The following is an 18,885-nucleotide window of genomic DNA, read 5'->3' on the forward strand; positions in this document are numbered from 1 at the left end:
AAAAAAAAACCCCCCAAAAAAGGGGAAAAAAAATTTGGAAACCCCCCCAGCCCCAGCCACAGCACACACACCACAACCACGAGGATCGCCACTTTCTCCACGCCCAAATAAGTGTAACCCATGCCCCCTAGCATCCCCCCTACAAACGAGCCCACATAGCCATAGGCTACAAACATGCCAAGCACCAGCCCCCTTTGGTGTGCTTTAGCAAATTTACTCGCCAAAGATTGCATGATCGGCTCAAGCGTGCCAAAGCCAGCAAAAAAGCACATGATCCCACCGATAAAAAGCCAAGTGGTGGGCGAGTCTAAATGCCGATCGGCATAAGCCAAGCACGCATAGGCGATCAAGAATAAAAACACCCCGCTTAAAAGCACCCCCTTGGCTTTGTTGAACTTCTCAGCGATGATGGCCGCGGGTGCCATGCTCACCATGCCAAGGACTGCGCCGGCGGTGTAGATTTTCCACAGCACGCCCTTATCCATTTTAAATTCATGCACGAGGGCGATGGGGATGAGCACAAAGATTAAGGTCATCAAGCACTTTTCAAAGAAAGAGCAGCTATTGATGATGAAAATGTCCTTGTTTTTTAAAGCGTCTAGCAAGCGGGGCTTTTCTTTAAGGGTGTAGACAATCTTAGGCGGTTCGGGGACTTTAAACACCATTAAAAACATGGAAGCTAGGCTAAGCAGGGCGGTGAGCATGAAGAGCCATTGCACCCCAAAGTGCATGCCAATGCTAGGACCTATCACCATTGCTGCCGTGAAGCTAAAGAAAATCCCCGCCCCCATCATCGCCATCGCGTGGGTGCGCTTTTCTTCTTCTACAAGGTCAGCGATCATCGCGCTTAAAACCCCGCCCATCGCCCCCATGCCCTGGATCAAACGCCCAATCACAAGGGTTTGGATATTGTGCGCCATAAAGCACAGAAAAGAACCCACGGTGAAAACCCCCAAACACCACAGCACGACCTTTTTACGGCTGTATTTGTCGCTTAAAATCCCTATAGGTGTTTGGCATAAAATTTGGGTGAGATACGCCCCCCCCACGGCTAGCCCCATCATCGCCGCTGAGGCCTTGAAACTCACGGCGTATAAAGAGATCACGGGTAGGACGATAAACAACCCTAAAAAGCGCAGAGAGGACACAAACACGAGGGGGAGAATCTTTTGCAACATTGGGCTACCTTTGTGGCTCTTGTGAGCCCGGCTTTAATTTTTGGCACACCAGCTTGTCGTGGTGTGCGCAAGACTCTTGCAACTTCTGTAAGTCTTGGGTGCGCTTTTCTTCTTGCACTTGTTGGACTTGGCGCATTTGGTAGGTGTACACCCCATAAAAGGCCAACCCCGCCACGACAATAAACAACAGATCGCCCCGCCGAACCTTGGGGCAGAACTTGCATGCCATCGCTTTTCTTTTTGCTAGGCTTATAACACACTTTCATTTAAGGTAGTATAATAAGGATTTATCCCCTTTTTGGAGTTTGTCATGCTCGCCAAGTTGGTAAAGTTGATCACAACCCCCCTAGACTTCATCACCCGCTATTTCAAGGCGCTTGTCTTGATCTTGATTGTGCTGTTTGTGTTTATGAGCAAAGAGAGCACGCACACACCCCAGCCCAATCTGGCTAAAATCTATCTCTACGGGCCTATTTTTGAGAGCGAAACTCTAAGGGCGCAGATCAAACAAGTACTGGCAAATCCGAGCATAAAGGGTGTGCTCTTGCTCATTGACTCGCCCGGTGGTAGCATTAGTGCTAGCGTGGAGCTTAATGACATGATCGCCGAGCTTAGACAGAAACTGCCCGTGGTGGCTTACGTGCAGGGCGTGATGGCAAGCGGAAGCTATTACGCAGGGATGGTAGCCAATGCGATTTATGCCAATCGGGGCGCGCTGGTGGGATCGATTGGAGTGATCTTTAGCAGCGTGAACATCCAAGCTCTGATGGATAAACTAGGCATCAAGGCGCAGGGGCTGGCTAAGGGGGCATATAAAGAGGTGGGCACTTTCACGCGGGCGTGGACAGATAAAGAAAAGCAATACCTACAGCACTTGCTCGATCAAGAATATCAAATGTTCGTGGGCGATGTGGCTAAGGCGCGTAAGCTTGATCCTAAACACGCCCCCGATTTTGCCGAGGGCAAAATCTTTAACGCCAAAGAAGCCCTAGATTTGCACCTCATCGATCACATAGGCACTTATAACCAAGCCATCAAAGCCTTGCAGGCGATGGCGCATGTCAAAGACCCCCTATGGCTGCAAAAAGACCGCTTGGATCGACTGCTAGATAAACTCTTGCAATCCACGACCCAAATTGTAGGGCGGTATTTGGGTGTGGGGCTTCATTAGCCAAACTTAGGCTACAATAGGGGGTTTTGATTACATGTGCAAAGGTTGCTTATGGCTACGATTTACCCTTATGTCCTCATTGTCCATTTGTTTTGTGCCGTGATTTTCCTCGGCTATCTGTTCTTTGATGTGGTGATCTTGCCCAATGTGAAGCGCATTTACGGAGAAGAGATCGCCAATAAGGCAGAGGAGGGGATTGGCCAGCGGGCGGTGAAGATCATGCCCATTTGTGTACTCTTGCTCTTGATCACGGGGGGGATGATGGTGGGCCAATACATCGGGGGAGACAAGGGGTATTTTGAGACACCTTTTCAAAAGGTGCTCATGTTGAAACTTCTCTTTGCGGGGGGGATTTTTGCGATGGTGGCAATCGCGCTCACTTGTAAATTTTTAAACAAAAAGAACCCCATTGGCGGCATCATCCACCCCACCGCTCTCATTTTAGGCGCGCTCATCATCGTGTGCGCCAAATACATGTGGTACGCTTAATGTGTACCCTCTACACTTCTTTACCTCCCCACTATTTAAAACTTTGTGTGTGGCATTCTTTCTTAAGGCGGTTTTAAGCGGTTTTAAACGGCGTGGGCGGTGTTTAAAGAGGGGGCTGAAAGGAAGTTTGTGGAAAATGAACATTTAGAACGGGGTATTAAATTACGCCAGTTGCTGATGATTGCGCTGGGTGGGACGATTGGCACGGGGTTGTTTGTGGGCACGGGGGGCAACATCGCCAACGCTGGGCCTTTGGGAACGCTGATTGCCTACATGGTGGGCGGGGTGATTGTGTATGCCATCATTTTGTCTTTAGGCGAGCTAGCTAGCGTGTACCCCACCACGGGCAGTTTTGGTGACTACGCTAGCCGCTTTATCGGGCCGGCCACGGGGTATATGGTTTTTTGGATGTATTGGGTGGGCTGGGTTGTTAGTGTGGCGGTGGAATACATCGCCGTGGGGCTTTTAATGCAGCGCTGGTTTCCTGATGTGTCCGTGTATTACTTTGTGATGGGCTGCATTGTGCTGATTTTTTTGCTCAACGCCTTTTCGGTGCGTGTCTTTGCCGAGGGGGAGTTCTTTCTCGCGTCCGTGAAGGTTTTAGCGGTCTTTTTATTCATTTTATTAGGCGTGGTGGGGATCATTTACCAAATCCACTTGCACGGCTTTAGTTCGGTGTGGGCGAATTTTTACATGGCGCACGCCAACCCAAAATTAGGGCTAGAGGCGGGGTTTTTCCCCAAGGGGGTTAGTGGGGTCTTTGGGGTGATCTTGGCGGTGATCTTTGCCTACACGGGCACGGAGATCGTGGGTGTGGCAGCCGGCGAGGCAAAAAATCCCAGCGTAGCGATGCCCAGAGCCATTAAAGCCACTCTATGGCGCATTGTGTTTTTCTTTCTAGGTTCGGTGGTGGTGATCTCTGTGTTCTTGCCCATGACTGATTCAAGCATCGCCCAAAGTCCCTTTGTGGCGACTTTAGAGCGCATCCCCCTGCCCTTTATCGGTACAGGAATTCCTTATGCAGCTGATGTGATGAACTTTGTGATCATTACAGCGATTTTATCTACCGCCAATTCAGGGGTCTATGCCTCCAGCCGCATGGTCTATGGCTTGGCACAAAAAAAGATGTTTCCACCCATTTTTGCCAAGCTTAACAAACAAGGCACGCCTATTTATGCGATGTATTTGTCCATGGGTTTTACGCTTCTTGGCATGCTCACCCAAGCCACTGCCCCTGAGAAGGTCATCGAATCGCTCATCAACATCATCAGTTTCAGCGTGATCATCGTGTGGATCAGCGTGAGCGTGGCGCAATACAATTTTAGAAAGCAGTTCGTGGCTTCGGGCAAATCTTTAGACGATCTGCCCTACCGCGCCCCTTTCTTGCCTTTGATCCAGTTTGTGGGCATCAGTGGATCGATCGTGGGGATCGTGGGGGCGTATATGGACCCAGAGCAGCGCATCGGGGCGTATTTGACCATTGGTTACACCATTTTATGCTATGTGGGTTATTACCTCACTAAGGATAGATGGGGACAGGCTTAAACAAAGTTTGGCTATACTAAACAGAAATACTTAATTTTAAAAGGACAGCGATGAGGTTTATAGCGTTAAGCGTGGCTTTAGCCGTAGGGCTAGGGGCGGGTTCGATCAATATCCAAACCATGCCAGAGGTGAAAAACCGCGTGGGGGCGGATCATAACGGGAGCAGTACCATCTACTCTTTCCACAACTCTGTAAAAGAGGCGACCAAGGCGGTGGTGAACATCTCCACACAAAAGAAAATCAAGAGCAATTTTATGGGCGGGGGGCTGTTCAACGATCCCTTTTTCCAACAATTCTTTGGCGATCTGTATAACTCAGTGCCTAAAGACAGAGTCGAACGCGCGCTGGGCAGTGGAGTGATCATCTCCCAAGATGGCTATATTGTAACAAACAACCATGTCATCGATGGAGCGGATAAAATCTCCGTAACCATCCCCGGGAGCAATAAGGAGTATGTAGCGACCCTAGTGGGCAAGGACGCAGACAGCGATTTGGCGGTGATCAAGATCAATAAAGAAAATCTGCCCACCATCCAATTTGCCGACAGCAGCGACCTTATGGTTGGGGATTTGGTCTTTGCGATTGGTAACCCCTTTGGCGTGGGCGAAACCGTAACGCAGGGCATCATCTCCGCGCTCAACAAAACGAGCATTGGGATCAACAACTACGAAAATTTCATCCAAACAGATGCGGCGATCAACCCGGGTAACTCAGGGGGTGCTTTGATCGACAGCCGGGGCGGGTTGGTTGGGATCAACACGGCGATTTTATCGCGCACGGGGGGCAACCACGGCGTAGGCTTTGCGATCCCCTCTAACACTGTGCAACACATTGCCACCCAGCTTATCAAAACCGGCACCATCCACAGAGGCTATCTAGGTGTGGGCATCCAAGATGTCAGCAGCGAGTTGCAATCCAGCTATAATGGTAAAGAGGGGGCGGTGGTCATCAGCATTGAGAAAGATTCCCCAGCTAAAAAAGCGGGGCTGATGATTTGGGACCTGATCACACAAGTCAATGGCAAAAAGGTGAAAAATTCCGCCGAGTTACGCAACTTAATCGGCTCTATGGCACCCAATCAACGGGTAACGATTAAATACATGCGTAACAAGAAGGAATACACTACAAGTCTAGTGCTCACCGAGCGCAAAAACCCCAATAGAAAAGAAACCAGCACCGCACACGAGGGCGCACATGGACAGCTCAGCGGCCTTAAAGTGGAAACTCTAACCCCCAAACTACGCAAAGAGGCGCGTATCCCTGAAGAAATCCACGGCGTGTTGGTACAAGAGGTCAAAGACAACTCTAAAGCGCAAGATTTGGGCTTTAGAGCGGGTGATGTGATCATGCAAATTGAAAATGTGAGCGTGCGTAACATTGAGGACTTCAACCATGCCTTGAGCCGTTACCGCAATGTCCCCAAACGCTTCTTGGTCTTTGATCCTAATCGAGGATATAAACAAATTGTAGCGAAGTAGTTCCAATGGAGGGGTTGATTACAGAGGAGAGGATGGGGGTGTGCTTTGAGAGGAATTTAGAGTTTTTTAAAGCCTGCTTGCCTAAACTCTATGCCACTCTTCTTAAACCCCCCACACTCTACAATCTCTTAAGCGATCCGTGCGGGGTTAATGTCATCAATCTAAACGATCGCTCTTTGCTTTTCCCTTGTGTAGAGGGGCAGCACCAAATGTTCTCTCTTGCAAAAGAGTGGGCAAAATCTCCGCTTACAAATCCCAAATGGCGGCTAGATGACAACCAAATCACCCCCCTAAGCCCCCTTAAATCTCTGCCCTTAACCAACAAGGGTTGCCAAGCCTTATTGGATTTAAGCTTCACTTCTAACACTTATCGTTTGGGTACAAACTTTTATCCACCCACAATTTTTTACGGCTTGGCGGGGGGGCTGTGCTTGGCACTGCTCTTAGAACAGGGGGCGTATTTCCACGCCCTGTATTTATGTGAAGAACACCCCGATTTGTGGCGTATCAGTTGTTACTTTATAGATTACGCCCACTTGTTTGAGGCGACCCCGCCCAATGCTTGCGTGCTAAGTTTAGGACAAATGCCCCCCACTTTATGGCAACATGTCTTTTTGATGAAAAAAATCACGCATAGCTTTTTGCATTTAGAATTTGACCCCTATAAAAACGATTCCACTAAAGAACAAGTGCAACGCTTCTACAGCACTAAAAAAAGCGCGCTTAGAGGATGGGGCAGTTTTGAGGATGAAATGCTAGGGCTTGCCAACACCCTAGAAAATTTAAAAACAAACCTGCCTATTTTGCAGCCAAAACATCTTAAGCGCATAGACTTGCCCATTTGCGTGGTGGGCAATGGCCCTAGTTTAGATGGCTTGCTACCCTTTTTAAAAGAAAACGCCGATAAAATGGTGGTTTTTAGCTGCGGGACGGCTCTAAAGGTGCTCAAAAATGCGCGGATACCCGTGGATTTTCAAATTGAAATTGAGCGCATCGACTACTTAAAAGATGTGTTGATGAGTGCACCACTAGGCGACACCCCCCTAATTTGTGGCAATATGCTAAACCCTAGTGCCCTAGCCTGCGCCAAAGAGGCGTATATGTTTATGCGCGGGGGTAGTGGTAGCGGGTATCTTGCGCCCCATTTGAGCGTGGAGTTTAGCGCGCCCTTTGTAGGTAACGCGGGAGTGGCACTTGCAAGCCTTTTTAGCCACACTTTGATTTTATGCGGACTGGATTGCGGCTACATTGAGGGACAAGCCAAGCACGCCAAGGGTTCCTATTATGGAGCAGAAAGCTCCCTGATTCCCCCAGATGCCCTAGAGGTGCGCTCCAATTTTGGCGGCAACAAAGTCTTTAGCGATGGCCTATTTCTACTCTCGGCTAAACAAATGGCACAGCTTTTTAAGCAACACCAAAACCAAGTCTATAATCTCTCTAGAGGGGCACTCATAGAGCACACCACCCCCCTAAGTGTCAAGGATTTAAAGCTCACAGGGGGCAAGAAAGATAGGGCTATTAGGCGCATTAAAAACGCCTTTAAACCCTTGAAGCTAAGCCCACCAAGAGGGGACTTCAACGCCTTTAAAGAGGCTTTAGCAGAGCTTTTAAACACCCCAATAAGTGCCAAAAAGGAGCTGTACGCCTTAGTGGATCGCATCAATGCTCTAAGCGTAACAACCACGCAAAACAACCCATTTGTGGGGATTTTGCTAGAGGGTTCGCTCGCCCATTTATGTCTGCACCTACTCGTGGCGTGCCTGCCCTTAAAACAAGCCGACCTGCCCGCCTTTTACGCCAAGGCTAAAGAAATCATTTTAAATACTCTAGAAACCATGCGTGCCGCCTATGAAGGGAGTTTAGCTAGGCTCTAATGTGCACTTTAGATGTGGCTTGTACCTAAAAAGCCCTTTGGTTTGTTTCTGTAGGTGGGGGGTTTGGGCTAGGCCTTTTAATCGCGTTGATATGGGGGATTTGGGTTAAAACTCTATCATGTGTGTTGCTTGCTGTGCGATTCTAGTAAACCACTACACGGTTCGAGCAAACCAATATACGGTTTACTGCATATTCTCCACATTATACTTGTAGCGTTGTTTTTCTAGTTCTAATTCTAGGCGGTGTTTTTCTTCCTGCAACAACTCTTTCTGGCTTTGGAGTTTTTGGATGGAGCGGCTTATATAGTAAATGTTGTTGCTAAGATAAATCTTGGGCGCAAAGAGCACCAAGGTAATGAAAAAAATAATGAAAACCGCCCCTAAATTTAAAGGGGATAGGCCTTGTTGCTCTTCCTTGTTTTCAGCAAAAAGAGCTTCGCGCTCTTTGTCCGTGGCGCGCAACCGCCTTTCTTGCCCTTCAGGTTCTAGGGGTTTGGAGGACACCATAAAGCCTTAAAGTGAAAAGCCCGCATTTTAGCGCTACGCGCACGCGGATTATGGCGCACTTCCTGCGGACTTGGGGTAATGGGCTTTTTAGTGAGCATTTCGCCATAGGTTTTGGCGTATTCTCTAAAGGCGTGCTTAACCTGTCTGTCTTCTAAAGAGTGGAAGGCAATGACACATAAAAGCGTGTCTTGCAAGGTTTTAGAATACTCTAACAAAGTTTGTAGGTTTTGCATTTCAGCATTCACCTCCATGCGAATCGCTTGAAAGACTAAGGTCGCGGGGTGCAACTTGCCCCTATGGGTGTGCTTGGCTAAAAAGTTGGCCAAATCTTGCGCCGTGTTGAAAGGCTGTTTGTGGCGTTGTTGCACGATGAGAGAGGCGATTTTTTTGTATTCCCTCACTTCGCCCGTCTGCAACACCCGTTCCAGCTCATACAGGCTATAGCCATTCACCACCTTAAACGCGTCCAAACTCTGCCCCGTGTCCATGCGCATGTCTAAGCTCAAGGCGTTAAAGCCAAAGCCCCGATTAGGGTTGTCAAGTTGTAGTGAGCTCACCCCTAAGTCGGCTAGAATGCCCTGTGGGGAGGGCAGGGTGGGTAAAATTTGAGCGAAATTACCCTGTTTGTGGGTGAAACGCTCTTTGTAGGGGGTGAGTTTGTCAAGGGCTAAAGTTTGTGCTTCTTTATCTCTATCAATGCCGACAATGTGTAAATTGGGGTAGGCTTGCAACAGGGCTAGGCTATGCCCGCCCAAACCCAAAGTGCAGTCGATTAAAATAGGCTGTGGCCTTTGGCTTAGAGGTTTGAAAAGAGCGACAACCTCTTCTAATAAAACACTTTGGTGCATATAATCCTTTAAGCATGGGCATAAGCCGAGTTCTGTCGAGGGTGGTTATTTATCTTGGGTGGGTTTTACAACCCACCTCTTGCGAAGTGCCTCATCAAAGACTCTACCATACACTTCTTGCTACAGATTGGGTTTGCCTAAGCCGACCCCAATTGCTTGGGGCGCGGTGGGCTCTTACCCCACCTTTTCACCCTTACTCTTAAAGAGCGGTTATTTTCTGTGGCACTTTCCCTTAGCTTGCGCTAGCCATCCGTTAAATGGAATCCTGTCTTTCGTAGCTCGGACTTTCCTCTTTGGTTTGACCCAAAGCAACCACCGCCCATGCAAGGCGCGATTCTATCCAAAATTAGCTTAAGGTTTATGGAATTGACGGCCTTTGCTCTAGCGTTACCGCCCACTGGTAAAGTGCATTGAGCGCAGGGAGCAAAGTTTTACAATTTTCGTGCAGCGAGTACTAAACTGTGGGCGGGATTGTGGGGGTGTATTTTTCTAATGATGGGTTGATCGGCTTCTAGCTCCCACAAACACTTTGTCAGCATGGTTGCCGTGATGCACACCACCTTTGCAATCCATTGTAGCGGATGATTTAGTTAGGGGCAGTTTTTTATGAGCAGGCAAGTGCAATTCAAGCGTGTTAGAGATTGTGGATGTCAATGTTCCCGCCCCTGGTGCAGATAAAATATAAATTGCCTTTAAGGTGCTCGGGCTAAATTGCGCAAGAGATCATGTATTGGCGGGGTGCTATATTTATCCCTATCTCCCACAATTTCCCTCCAAATTAGGCTATGAGGGGGGCGGGTGTGGTGTGTGCCGTGGGTACAAATGTGAAAAATATTCAAGCAGGCGATGCCGTGAGCGTGATCTCCAGCTTTTCTCTCACACAATACGGCACTTATACTAAAGCAGCAAACTTGCCAGCCCACTCAGCTGTCAAACACCCGCAAAATCTTTCTTTTAAAGAGATGGTGGCAAGTTGGATGGCATTCATCAGCACCTATGGAGGGTTAGTGAAGTTTACCAAATGAAAGAGGGGGATTTTGTGGTTTTGGTGCAGCCACAAGCAACATGGCCTGTCTACGCTCCAGTTTGCCAAAATTTTAGGAGCAACCACCATCGCCCTCACACACACGCCAAAGGGGACATTTTATTTGACAGGGGGGCGGATTTTGTGCTTGCCACACAAGAGGATGATTTAAGCAGCTGTTTAAATGAAATTACAAGAGGGTAGGGGGTTAATCTTGTGTTTAATCCTGTGGGTGGTCCAGTGGCAACGACCCTTTTTAAAGCGATGGCTAAAAACAGGTGTTATATCATTTATGGTGCATTGAGCCATGATAACATCGCTTGGCAAACATCTTGCATTGTAAGGGTATGAATTGTTTGAGCTCACCACAAACCCCTCAAGACTAGAAAAGGCAAAAGCCTATATCTAGAGGCCCTAGTCAGCCAAAAATTGCGCCTGAGATTGACCGCACTTTCGCCCTTACAGACATTGCCAAAGCCCACACTATCTAGAGCAAGGCGTACAAATTAGCAAAGTCTTGGTGAAAATCTAAGCTGTTTACCCCTTTACAGCTCATCTTCGGGCAAAATTTTAGACCAATTTTTAATGAAGCGCAAAAAGGGGGAGGTGTCCGGGGGGGTGTTATGGCGCACCACCTGCCCGTCTTCCACTCCCTCCCATATTAATTTAGAGTGCAGGGCGTGCTTTTCTAAAATCAAGTGCCAACTACCCCTCATTTGCTCTTGCATGCGCCGTTGCAAATAGAGGGCAAAGCCGGGGTTGTCAAAGACCACGACTGACTCCGTGTTGATTTGTGCTGAGCGCGCGTCTAGGTTGAAACTGCCAATCCAAGTCAGTTGGCTATCAAAGATTAAAATCTTGCTGTGCAGAGAGTTTTTAAGCCGACCCTTGATTTTAAAGTGCACCCCCCCCTTACGGGTGTATTTAATGTAGCGGGAGAGTTCGCTCTTGGTTTCGTAGACATTCGCCCCCGCCTTGACTAATTTTTTAGCGTATCTCTCCCACGCCCCATAGACTACAATCGCATCCGTGGAGGCGAGCGAGTTGGTGAGAATGCTAAGTTCCAATCCTTCGCTTAGTTTCTGTTGAAAGGTTTTAAGCAGAGCGGGACCGGGGATTAAATAAGATGAGGCGATGTAAAGGCTGTTGGTGGTGTGCTTTAAAATCTCTTGCAGGGCGTGGTTGATGGGGGATGTGGGGTTTAGAGCATAGATTTTTTCAGGGCGATCGGCAATAAAGTACGCCCGCCCTAGGTAGCCCTTGTTTTGTTTATTGATGAACTTTTGGATGAAGGCTTGCACTTCCTTGTCATAGGTGCTTTGCTCGCCCAGCAAGAGTTTAGAGAGGCTCTTGGCGTAGGTTTTGGCGTATTTCTTTAGTTTTCTGTGGCTGGGCAATAAATTGGCTGGGATCGCGCCTTTAAAGTTCCAATACTCTAAAAAACTTTGCTTGGCCTTGAGACTCACCGCCCCTAAAAAGAGCGCATCCGTGTCTAAAAAGTTTTCATCTAAATCGTTGTCAAAATAGACATCGGCGATGTTGCGTCCCCCAATCACCAACGCCACATTATCCACAATGAAAATCTTATTGTGCATGCGCTTTTTAATGCGGTCGTAGCACGCCATCATTTCCAAATAACGCAAGCCCTTATTGCGGACATGGTAGGGGTTAAAGATCTTAACATCGATGTTGGGGTGAGTGTTGAGCATGATGATGTCGGACATGTCCGAGTCTAGCCCATTGTCATCGATCAAAAGGCGCACCTTCACCCCCCGATTGGCCGCCTTGTAAAGCTCGGACATCATTACCCGTGAAGAAATGTCGTTCTTGTAAAGGTAGGTCTGTATGTCTATGTTGTGCGTGGCTAGGCGGATTAAGGCGATGCGTTGTAACAAGGCTCTGTCCCCATCTTGCAAAATGAAGCCCAAACTCTGCTTAGGATTTTGGTTCAAGGTTTGGGCGTACACCTGCCCTAGGAGGGTTTTTAGGGGTTGGTAACTCTCTAAAAGGTGGATGTGATCGGGGCGTTTTTTAGCGATGGTAGCAAGACAACCGCCCAAAAAGAGCGGGTATAAAAGCAAACAAACCCACAAAAAGCGTTGCAACAAAGCCCTTAATCAGTCCAAAATGGGCTTTTTAGGCAAACACATGGCAGCGGCAAACATGCATGCCATCATCACGGCAACATAGGCAAAAAAGCCGTTCTCCATGTTGTAGTGCTTGAACTGCAGGGCAATGTAGGGGGTTGAGCCCCCAAAGACTGCGTTTCCCAGCGCAAAGCTAAAGCCCGTGCCAAGCGCACGCACATGCTCTGGGAATAAAGATGCCTTAAAAATTCCCGACACGGAAGTGTAGAAACTGAGGATCAAAAATAAGGTAAGCACGGCTAAAAAGGCGATGGTGGTGTTGTGGGCATACATGGACATCAGTCTAAAGATCGGGGCGATGCCAAAGAAGGCAAGGATGGTGAAGGTGAGGATCGCCCGTCTGTGGCTGATTTTATCGCCTATGTAGCCAAAGAGCGGTTGGATGAGCATGAGGATTAAAAGCCCAAAAACAAAGACATCATTCACCACAGGTTTAGCCATGCCGGCATTTTCTAGGTAGGTTTTGGCGTAAGTGGTGATGGTGTAAAAGGCGAGCGACCCACCTGCACTGATGACAAACACAATGAAGCAGGTTTTTAAATGGGGCAAGAGGGCTTTTAAAGTCCCCCGATCTTGGTGCTCTTCTAGCTCGCTAGAGCTCTCATCCATCAAACGCCGCGCCACCAAAGAGCCCAAAGCCAGTAGTCCGCCCACCACAAATAAAATCCGCCACGCAAAGGCACTCACCTGCGCCAGGCTAAAAAACAGCATTAAAACGCTGATGCTCGCCACCGCCAAAAACTGCCCCCCGATCAGCGTGCTGTATTGAAAGGAGCTGTAAAACCCCCGATTGCCCTTGGAGCTTAGCTCGGATAAATAAGTCGCCACAATGCCATACTCCCCACCCACGCTAAGCCCCTGCACCATGCGCGCCAGCAATAAAAATAAAATCGCCAAGTCCCCCACGCTCTCTTTAGTCGGCAGGACGGCAATCATAAAAGAACCAATCGACATCAAAACCACAGACATGATCATGGACTTTTTGCGCCCGATTTTATCAGCTAGAGAGCCAAAAATCCACGAGCCTAAAGGGCGCATGAAAAAGCCGACTGCAAAGATTCCAAAGACTTGAATCTGTTGGATGATGGGGTTGCTCGACTCGCTAAAGGAGTGGGCAAAATAGGTCGCGCTGAAGGCGTAAATATAAAAATCAAACCATTCGACTAAATTGCCACTCGCCGCCGCAACGACCGAGCGGATTTTTTTACTCTGTGCCATTAGCGCTTCCACAACCCTTTGGCTTTGTCGATCAAACTCGGCTTTTGCTTTTTGGCAAAGCGCCTAAGCGTGGCTAGAAAGTGGTGCCACTCGTGGATCTCCATGGCTGGAATCGCCCCCGCGTAGTTGGTGTGAGAGGGTAGGTCTTTACCCACCGCCCCCTTGCCTCCAATTTGGGTAAATTCCCCGATGTGCATATGCCCCCCAGTGCCTACCTGTCCGCCTAGCACCACATTGCGCCCCATAGTTGTAGAGCCGGACAGCCCCACCTGTGAGACGATGATGGAATGTTCACCTAACACACAGTTATGTCCCACCTGTACCAGGTTATCGATCTTTACGCCCTGCTTGATGTGGGTCGTGCCAAAGACGGCGCGGTCAATCGTGGTGTTTGCCCCGATCTCCACGAAGTCGTCAATTTGCACAATGCCCGTGTGCTCGATTTTAATATGTGCGCCAAGCTCGGTGTGTGCGTAGCCAAAGCCATCGCTGCCGATCACGCTATTAGCGTGGATGATGACTTCATTGCCAATCTGTGTGTTTTGGTAAATGGTCACATTGGGGTAAATCTTGCAATTCTTGCCAATTTTCACCCCGTCTCCTAGAACCACATTTGCCATGATGATCGTATTGTCCCCAATCTCCACCCCCTCGCCCACTATGACATGGGGCATGAGTGTAACATTTGCGCCCAAGTTGGGGGGGGTTTTGGTGCTGGGGGTTTTAAACATATCCACTTTAAAGGCGTGTGAGATTTTGGCAAAGGCTAGATGGGGGTTTTGCGTGATGATGGCTTGGCTGTGGGGGGGGACTTTGCTCGCATACTCGGCACGGATGAGCACGCCGCCTGCCTTGGTGTCTTTAAGTTTTTTCACATAGGATTTTTGATCTACATAGCTTAAATGGTTGGGCGTGGCAAGCTCTAAAGGGGCAACCCCAACAATCTCAAAATCTTTAAAATTGGGGGGCAAGGTGGCCTCTATCGAATAAGTTTCTTTTAAGGCATTGAAATTCATGCAAGCTCCTTTGTGTGGCTGATATTGATGATATCTAATAAGGCTTGGAGGTCTAGGCACGCCTTGCCAATGAGCACGCCATCCACTTCGGGCAAGCTCAAAATAGAGTCGGCATTGCTTGCCTGCACACTGCCCCCATAGACGATTTTGACACGGGGCTTAAGGCAAGCTTTAAGCCCGCCTATAGTGCTAGCAATATCGCTAGTTTGCGCGCTTACGCCCGTGCCAATCGCCCAAATCGGTTCGTAGGCGACAATAAGCTTAGGATAGCTTAAATCCAGCCCCTCTAATTGTTTTAATAAGTGATCCAGCACCGCTTCTTGCCCTAAATCGCGTGTGGCTAAGGGCTCACCGATGCAAAAGACGATTTGAAAGCCCTGTTTTTTAAAGAAAGCAAACTTTTCAAGGCAAAATCTAGGCTCTTCGCCCAGCAAACGCCTCTCGCTGTGTCCGATTAAAATAGAGTGGATGCCTAGCTCTTGCAGGGCGTGTAGAGTGATCTCGCCCGTGAAAGCCCCCTCAAGCGCGGGGTAGGCGTTCTGCGCGCCCACTTGCACACCAGCAGATTTACACGCCCCAAGGGTACTTAAAGGGGGGAAAAGCGTAACAAAAGGGACCAATTCTTGGGGTAAATTTTTCTTCAAATGCTCTAAATAGGGCAATAAATCAAGTGCATAGGATTTAAAATTGGCCAAGACAAATTTCACAATGTACTCCCAAAATTTGCTATATCTTAGCAAAACATGGCAAAAATCGCTAAAAAGTTACCATAATTTTGCTATCATTTTTTAATTGTAATCATCTTAGGAGCGTTGCATGCAACAAGAGGAAATTATTGAGGGCTATTATGGCGTGGGAGCGGAGCGCAAAAAGAGCGGGATGTACGCCAAGCTTGACTTTTTGCAAAGTGCAACGGGGCTTATTCTAGCTCTGTTCATGATCGCGCATATGTTCTTTGTCAGCAGCATTTTGATCAGCGACAAGGCGATGTATGCCGTGACAAAGTTCTTTGAGGGCAGTTTGTTTGTCAAGGCAGGCGAGCCCGCGATTGTGAGCGCGGTGGCGGCTGCGGTGATCATTATTTTAGTTGTCCACGCCTTTTTAGCATTGCGTAAGTTTCCTATCAACTACAGGCAGTATAAAATCTTCCAAACCCATAAATACTTGATGAAGCATGGCGACACTAGCCTATGGATGGTACAAGTGGGCACTGGTTTTGCGATGTTCTTTTTAGCCAGTATCCACTTGTTTGTGATGCTTACCGCCCCGCACAGTATAGGACCACACGCCTCCTCCTACCGCTTTGTGAGCCAGCATTTTTGGTTGCTCTATATTTTTTTATTGATTGCGGTGGAATTGCACGGTTCAATCGGGCTTTACCGTCTCGCCATTAAATGGGGTTGGTTTAAAGACTTAGGAATCGATCAACTGCGCAAAATCAAATGGGGCATGAGCGTGTTTTTTATCGTGCTGGGATTACTCACCTATGGCTCTTATGTTAAACACGGGATCATGCAAAAGGGTGAGATTGCGACCATGCAACAAGCCGTGCAAGCGGACGAACAACTCCATTAAGACTGAAGGGGATAACGATGAAAGTAGTTTATTGCGATGCATTGGTTGTGGGCGGAGGGTTGGCGGGACTACGTGCCAGCATTGCCTGCCGCCAAGTGGGCTTGGATGTGATTGTGCTCTCTTTGGTGCCTGTTAGGCGCAGCCACTCGGCCGCCGCTCAAGGGGGAATGCAAGCCAGCCTTGGTAATGCCAAAATGAGCGAGGGCGACAACGAGGATTTGCACTTCTTAGACACAGTGAAGGGCAGCGACTGGGGTTGCGACCAGCAAGTGGCGCGTATGTTTGTTACGACTGCCCCTAAAGCGATTAGAGAGCTTGCCAGTTGGGGCGTGCCATGGACGCGCATTAAAAAGGGCGATCGCCCCGCGGTGATCAACGGCGAGCATGTGACGATCACCGAGAGGGAGGATCGGCACGGCTATATTTTAAGCCGCGACTTTGGGGGGACAAAAAAATGGCGCACCTGCTTTACTGCGGACGCGACCGGGCACACCATGCTTTACGCCGTAGCCAACGAAGCCCTGCACCATAAGGTGAAAATTGAGGATCGCAAAGAGATGATCGCCTTGATCCACCACGGGGGCAAGTGCTATGGAGCGGTGGTGCGTGATCTCATCACCGGCGAGATCACTGGGTATGTGGCTAAGGGCACGCTTTTAGCCACAGGTGGCTATGGGCGGGTGTATAAGCACACCACAAACGCCGTGATTTGCGATGGTGTGGGTATCGCCACTGCTTTAGAAACAGGCGTGGCTAAACTGGGCAATATGGAGGCGGTGCAATTCCACCCCACCGCTTTGGTGCCTAGCGGGATTTTGATGACTGAGGGCTGTAGGGGCGATGGGGGGATTTTAAGGGATAAATTCGGGCGACGCTTCATGCCCGCTTACGAGCCAGAGAAAAAAGAGCTAGCCAGCCGCGATGTGGTGAGCCGCCGCATTTTAGAGCACATTAAAAAGGGCTATGGGGCAAATTCGCCCTATGGCGACCATGTGTGGCTAGACATTGCGATTTTAGGGCGTGCGCATGTGGAGAAAAACCTACGGGATGTGCACGACATTGCCCACACCTTTGCGGGTATTGACGCAGCCGATGACAGCCTAGAGACCGAAGAAAACATGAAGGGCATGCCCGCTGATGAGCCGGATTTTGGCCCCGGCGCGCCCAAACAAAAAGGCTGGGTACCCATCAAGCCCATGCAGCACTACTCTATGGGGGGGCTACGCACCGATCACAAAGGGCATAGCCATCTAAAAGGTCTGTTCTGTGCGGGCGAGGCGGCGTGTTGGGACTTGCACGGCTTTAACCGCTTGGGGGGCAACTCCGTGAGCGAGGCGGTTGTGGCGGGCATGATCATCGGGGATTACTTTGCCGAGTATTGCAAGGGCGCAGAGCTAGACATTAGCACCCACATCGTGGAGCAGTTCATCCAAAAAAGCCACGATCATATCCAAGAGTTGCTCCACAACGATGGAAAGGAAAGCGTCTATGAAATCAGGGAGCGCATGCGCGAGATCATGGATGAGAAAGTTGGGGTGTTTAGAGAGGGGCACTCCCTAGAAGCCGCTGTAAATGAGTTAGAGGAACTTTATAAACGCTCTAAACATATCCATGTGAAAAACAAAAAGACTCACAACAACCCCGAGCTTGAGGACGCTTACCGCACCCAAAAAATGCTCAAAATCGCCCTTTGCATCGCTAAGGGGGCATTAGATCGCACCGAAAGTCGGGGCGCACACACCCGCTTAGACCACCCCAAAAGAGATGATGCAAATTGGTTAAACCGCACCCTAGCCTCTTGGCCTGATCCTAACCAAACCTTGCCCACCCTAGAGTATGAGCCTTTAGACATTATGAAAATGGAGCTGAGCCCCGATTTTAGGGGTTATGGGGCCAAGGGCAACTTCATCCCCCACCCCTTGAAAGAACAACGGGACGCTGAGATCAAAGAAATCACCGAGCGCATCCGAGCGCAAGGGGGGGATCGCTATGATCTGCAGGATGCCTTGATGCCCTTTGATTTACAACCCAAGTACAAGGCGCGCAATGTCCGCCTAGATGATCAAGGAAAAGGAGAATAAATGGGACGCCAAATCACCATCCGCGCCTTAAAGTTTGACCCCCAAAGTGCGGTTTCTAAACCCCACTTTAAAGACTATCAGCTAGAGGAAATCCCCTCAATGACGCTTTTCATTGCCCTAGGAATGATCAGGGAACAGCTAGACCCGGACATTAGCTTTGACTTTGTGTGTCGGGCGGGCATTTGTGGCAGCTGTGCGATGATGGTCAATGGCCGTCCGCGCTTAGCGTGCAAAACCTTGACCTCGAGCTTTAGCGAGAGCGTCATCACGCTCATGCCTATGCCCTCTTTTCCTTTGATTAAAGATTTGAGTGTGAACACGGGCGAGTGGTTTGCCGGAATGAACACCAGGGTACAGAGTTGGGCACACCACAACAAAGAAGTGGACATTACGCTACCAGAAGAGCGCATCGATCCGGATGAAGCGCAAAATGTCTTTGAGCTCGATCGTTGCATTGAATGCGGGTGCTGCATCGCGGCTTGTGGCACGAAACTGATGCGCGAAAACTTCATTGGGGCGGCGGGGATGAACCGCGCCATGCGCTTTTTGATCGACTCACACGATGAGCGCAGCGATGACGACTTCTATGAACTGGTGGGCGATGACGATGGGGTTTTTGGGTGCATGAGCCTCATTGGTTGCCACGACACCTGCCCCAAACAAATCCCCTTGCAAGGCACTTTAGCCGACCTACGCAACAGAATGGCGAAGGTGGGGCGCAACCGCTAGGCGGT

Annotated in this window: 17 protein-coding genes and 1 other RNA gene; 9 read left to right on the forward strand and 9 right to left on the reverse strand. The window is 49.2% G+C overall.

The window, feature by feature from the left end:
* Together AOG36_RS04670 and AOG36_RS04675 are read right to left on the reverse strand one after the other, a co-directional pair.
* Positions 1-1,178 (reverse strand): MFS transporter (locus tag AOG36_RS04670; protein WP_084815798.1); only part of this gene is annotated, 1,178 nt, incomplete at its 3' end.
* Positions 1,179-1,182: 4 nt separating this feature from the next.
* The gene (locus AOG36_RS04675; RefSeq protein WP_053825616.1) at positions 1,183-1,407 is read right to left on the reverse strand and encodes a hypothetical protein; all 225 of its coding nucleotides are present in this window, start codon (positions 1,405-1,407) and stop codon (positions 1,183-1,185) included.
* An 81-nt stretch (positions 1,408-1,488) separates the two neighbouring features.
* On the opposite strand from AOG36_RS04675, the gene sppA reads away from it, so the two are divergent.
* The 5 genes from sppA (at position 1,489) to AOG36_RS04700 (ending at position 7,735) form a co-directional block, all read left to right on the forward strand.
* Positions 1,489-2,349, forward strand: coding sequence for a signal peptide peptidase SppA (gene sppA, locus AOG36_RS04680; protein WP_053825712.1), 861 nt, complete (start codon positions 1,489-1,491; stop codon positions 2,347-2,349).
* Between the two features lie 51 nt (positions 2,350-2,400).
* On the forward strand, positions 2,401-2,838 hold the full coding sequence (locus AOG36_RS04685) for a CopD family copper resistance protein (protein WP_015106782.1): 438 nt from the start codon (positions 2,401-2,403) through the stop codon (positions 2,836-2,838).
* 129 nt (positions 2,839-2,967) lie between these two features.
* A complete protein-coding gene (locus AOG36_RS04690; protein WP_084815804.1) occupies positions 2,968-4,383 on the forward strand; it encodes an amino acid permease in 1,416 nt (471 codons plus the stop codon).
* 50 nt (positions 4,384-4,433) lie between these two features.
* Complete coding sequence (locus tag AOG36_RS04695) at positions 4,434-5,861, forward strand: Do family serine endopeptidase (RefSeq protein WP_015106780.1); 1,428 nt, start codon at positions 4,434-4,436, stop codon at positions 5,859-5,861.
* Positions 5,862-5,866: 5 nt separating this feature from the next.
* Positions 5,867-7,735 carry a motility associated factor glycosyltransferase family protein gene (locus AOG36_RS04700; protein ID WP_053825618.1) on the forward strand — a complete coding sequence of 623 codons (1,869 nt, stop codon included), beginning with the start codon at positions 5,867-5,869 and terminating at the stop codon, positions 7,733-7,735.
* A 183-nt stretch (positions 7,736-7,918) separates the two neighbouring features.
* On the opposite strand, the gene AOG36_RS04705 is transcribed toward AOG36_RS04700, so the two are convergent.
* From AOG36_RS04705 to rnpB, 3 genes are all read right to left on the reverse strand, one after another.
* Positions 7,919-8,242: a hypothetical protein gene (locus tag AOG36_RS04705; RefSeq protein WP_015106778.1), complete on the reverse strand. Its 324-nt coding sequence runs from the start codon at positions 8,240-8,242 to the stop codon at positions 7,919-7,921.
* Positions 8,221-9,090, reverse strand: coding sequence for a 16S rRNA (cytosine(1402)-N(4))-methyltransferase RsmH (rsmH, locus tag AOG36_RS04710; protein WP_015106777.1), 870 nt, complete (start codon positions 9,088-9,090; stop codon positions 8,221-8,223). Before rsmH ends, AOG36_RS04705 begins: the two co-directional genes overlap by 22 nt.
* 6 nt (positions 9,091-9,096) lie before the next feature.
* Positions 9,097-9,417: RNase P RNA component class A (rnpB, locus tag AOG36_RS06545), an RNA gene on the reverse strand.
* Positions 9,418-9,875: 458 nt separating this feature from the next.
* Between rnpB and AOG36_RS08795 the strand changes: the two genes are divergently transcribed.
* Positions 9,876-10,115 carry an MDR/zinc-dependent alcohol dehydrogenase-like family protein gene (locus AOG36_RS08795; RefSeq protein ID WP_015106775.1) on the forward strand — a complete coding sequence of 80 codons (240 nt, stop codon included), beginning with the start codon at positions 9,876-9,878 and terminating at the stop codon, positions 10,113-10,115.
* A gap of 544 nt (positions 10,116-10,659) precedes the next feature.
* Here the strand turns inward: AOG36_RS08795 and AOG36_RS04725 are convergent.
* Genes AOG36_RS04725 through AOG36_RS04740 form a run of 4 tightly spaced genes read right to left on the reverse strand, consistent with a single transcriptional unit; the run spans position 10,660 to position 15,205 of the window.
* Positions 10,660-12,219 (reverse strand): phospholipase D family protein, encoded by a 1,560-nt coding sequence (locus AOG36_RS04725; protein ID WP_015106773.1) that lies wholly within the window; start codon positions 12,217-12,219, stop codon positions 10,660-10,662.
* 12 nt (positions 12,220-12,231) lie between these two features.
* Complete coding sequence (locus AOG36_RS04730) at positions 12,232-13,479, reverse strand: MFS transporter (RefSeq protein WP_015106772.1); 1,248 nt, start codon at positions 13,477-13,479, stop codon at positions 12,232-12,234.
* Positions 13,479-14,495, reverse strand: a complete 1,017-nt coding sequence (lpxD, locus tag AOG36_RS04735) for a UDP-3-O-(3-hydroxymyristoyl)glucosamine N-acyltransferase (protein WP_015106771.1) — start codon at positions 14,493-14,495, stop codon at positions 13,479-13,481. The genes AOG36_RS04730 and lpxD overlap by 1 nt, the downstream gene beginning before the upstream one ends.
* Complete coding sequence (locus tag AOG36_RS04740) at positions 14,492-15,205, reverse strand: triose-phosphate isomerase (RefSeq protein WP_173380413.1); 714 nt, start codon at positions 15,203-15,205, stop codon at positions 14,492-14,494. Before AOG36_RS04740 ends, lpxD begins: the two co-directional genes overlap by 4 nt.
* Before the next feature lie 106 nt (positions 15,206-15,311).
* On the opposite strand from AOG36_RS04740, the gene AOG36_RS04745 reads away from it, so the two are divergent.
* The 3 genes from AOG36_RS04745 to AOG36_RS04755 are packed head-to-tail and all read left to right on the forward strand — an operon-like array spanning position 15,312 to position 18,880.
* Entirely contained in the window at positions 15,312-16,070 is a 759-nt protein-coding gene (locus tag AOG36_RS04745; RefSeq protein ID WP_015106769.1) for a fumarate reductase cytochrome b subunit, read from the forward strand.
* Between the two features lie 17 nt (positions 16,071-16,087).
* The gene (locus AOG36_RS04750) at positions 16,088-18,151 is read left to right on the forward strand and encodes a fumarate reductase flavoprotein subunit (RefSeq protein WP_053825620.1); all 2,064 of its coding nucleotides are present in this window, start codon (positions 16,088-16,090) and stop codon (positions 18,149-18,151) included.
* On the forward strand, positions 18,152-18,880 hold the full coding sequence (locus AOG36_RS04755) for a fumarate reductase iron-sulfur subunit (RefSeq protein ID WP_015106767.1): 729 nt from the start codon (positions 18,152-18,154) through the stop codon (positions 18,878-18,880).
* The last annotated feature ends 5 nt before the right edge of the window (positions 18,881-18,885 follow it).

The sequence above is a fragment of the Helicobacter heilmannii genome (assembly GCF_001283065.1).
Taxonomy (GTDB): domain Bacteria; phylum Campylobacterota; class Campylobacteria; order Campylobacterales; family Helicobacteraceae; genus Helicobacter; species Helicobacter heilmannii.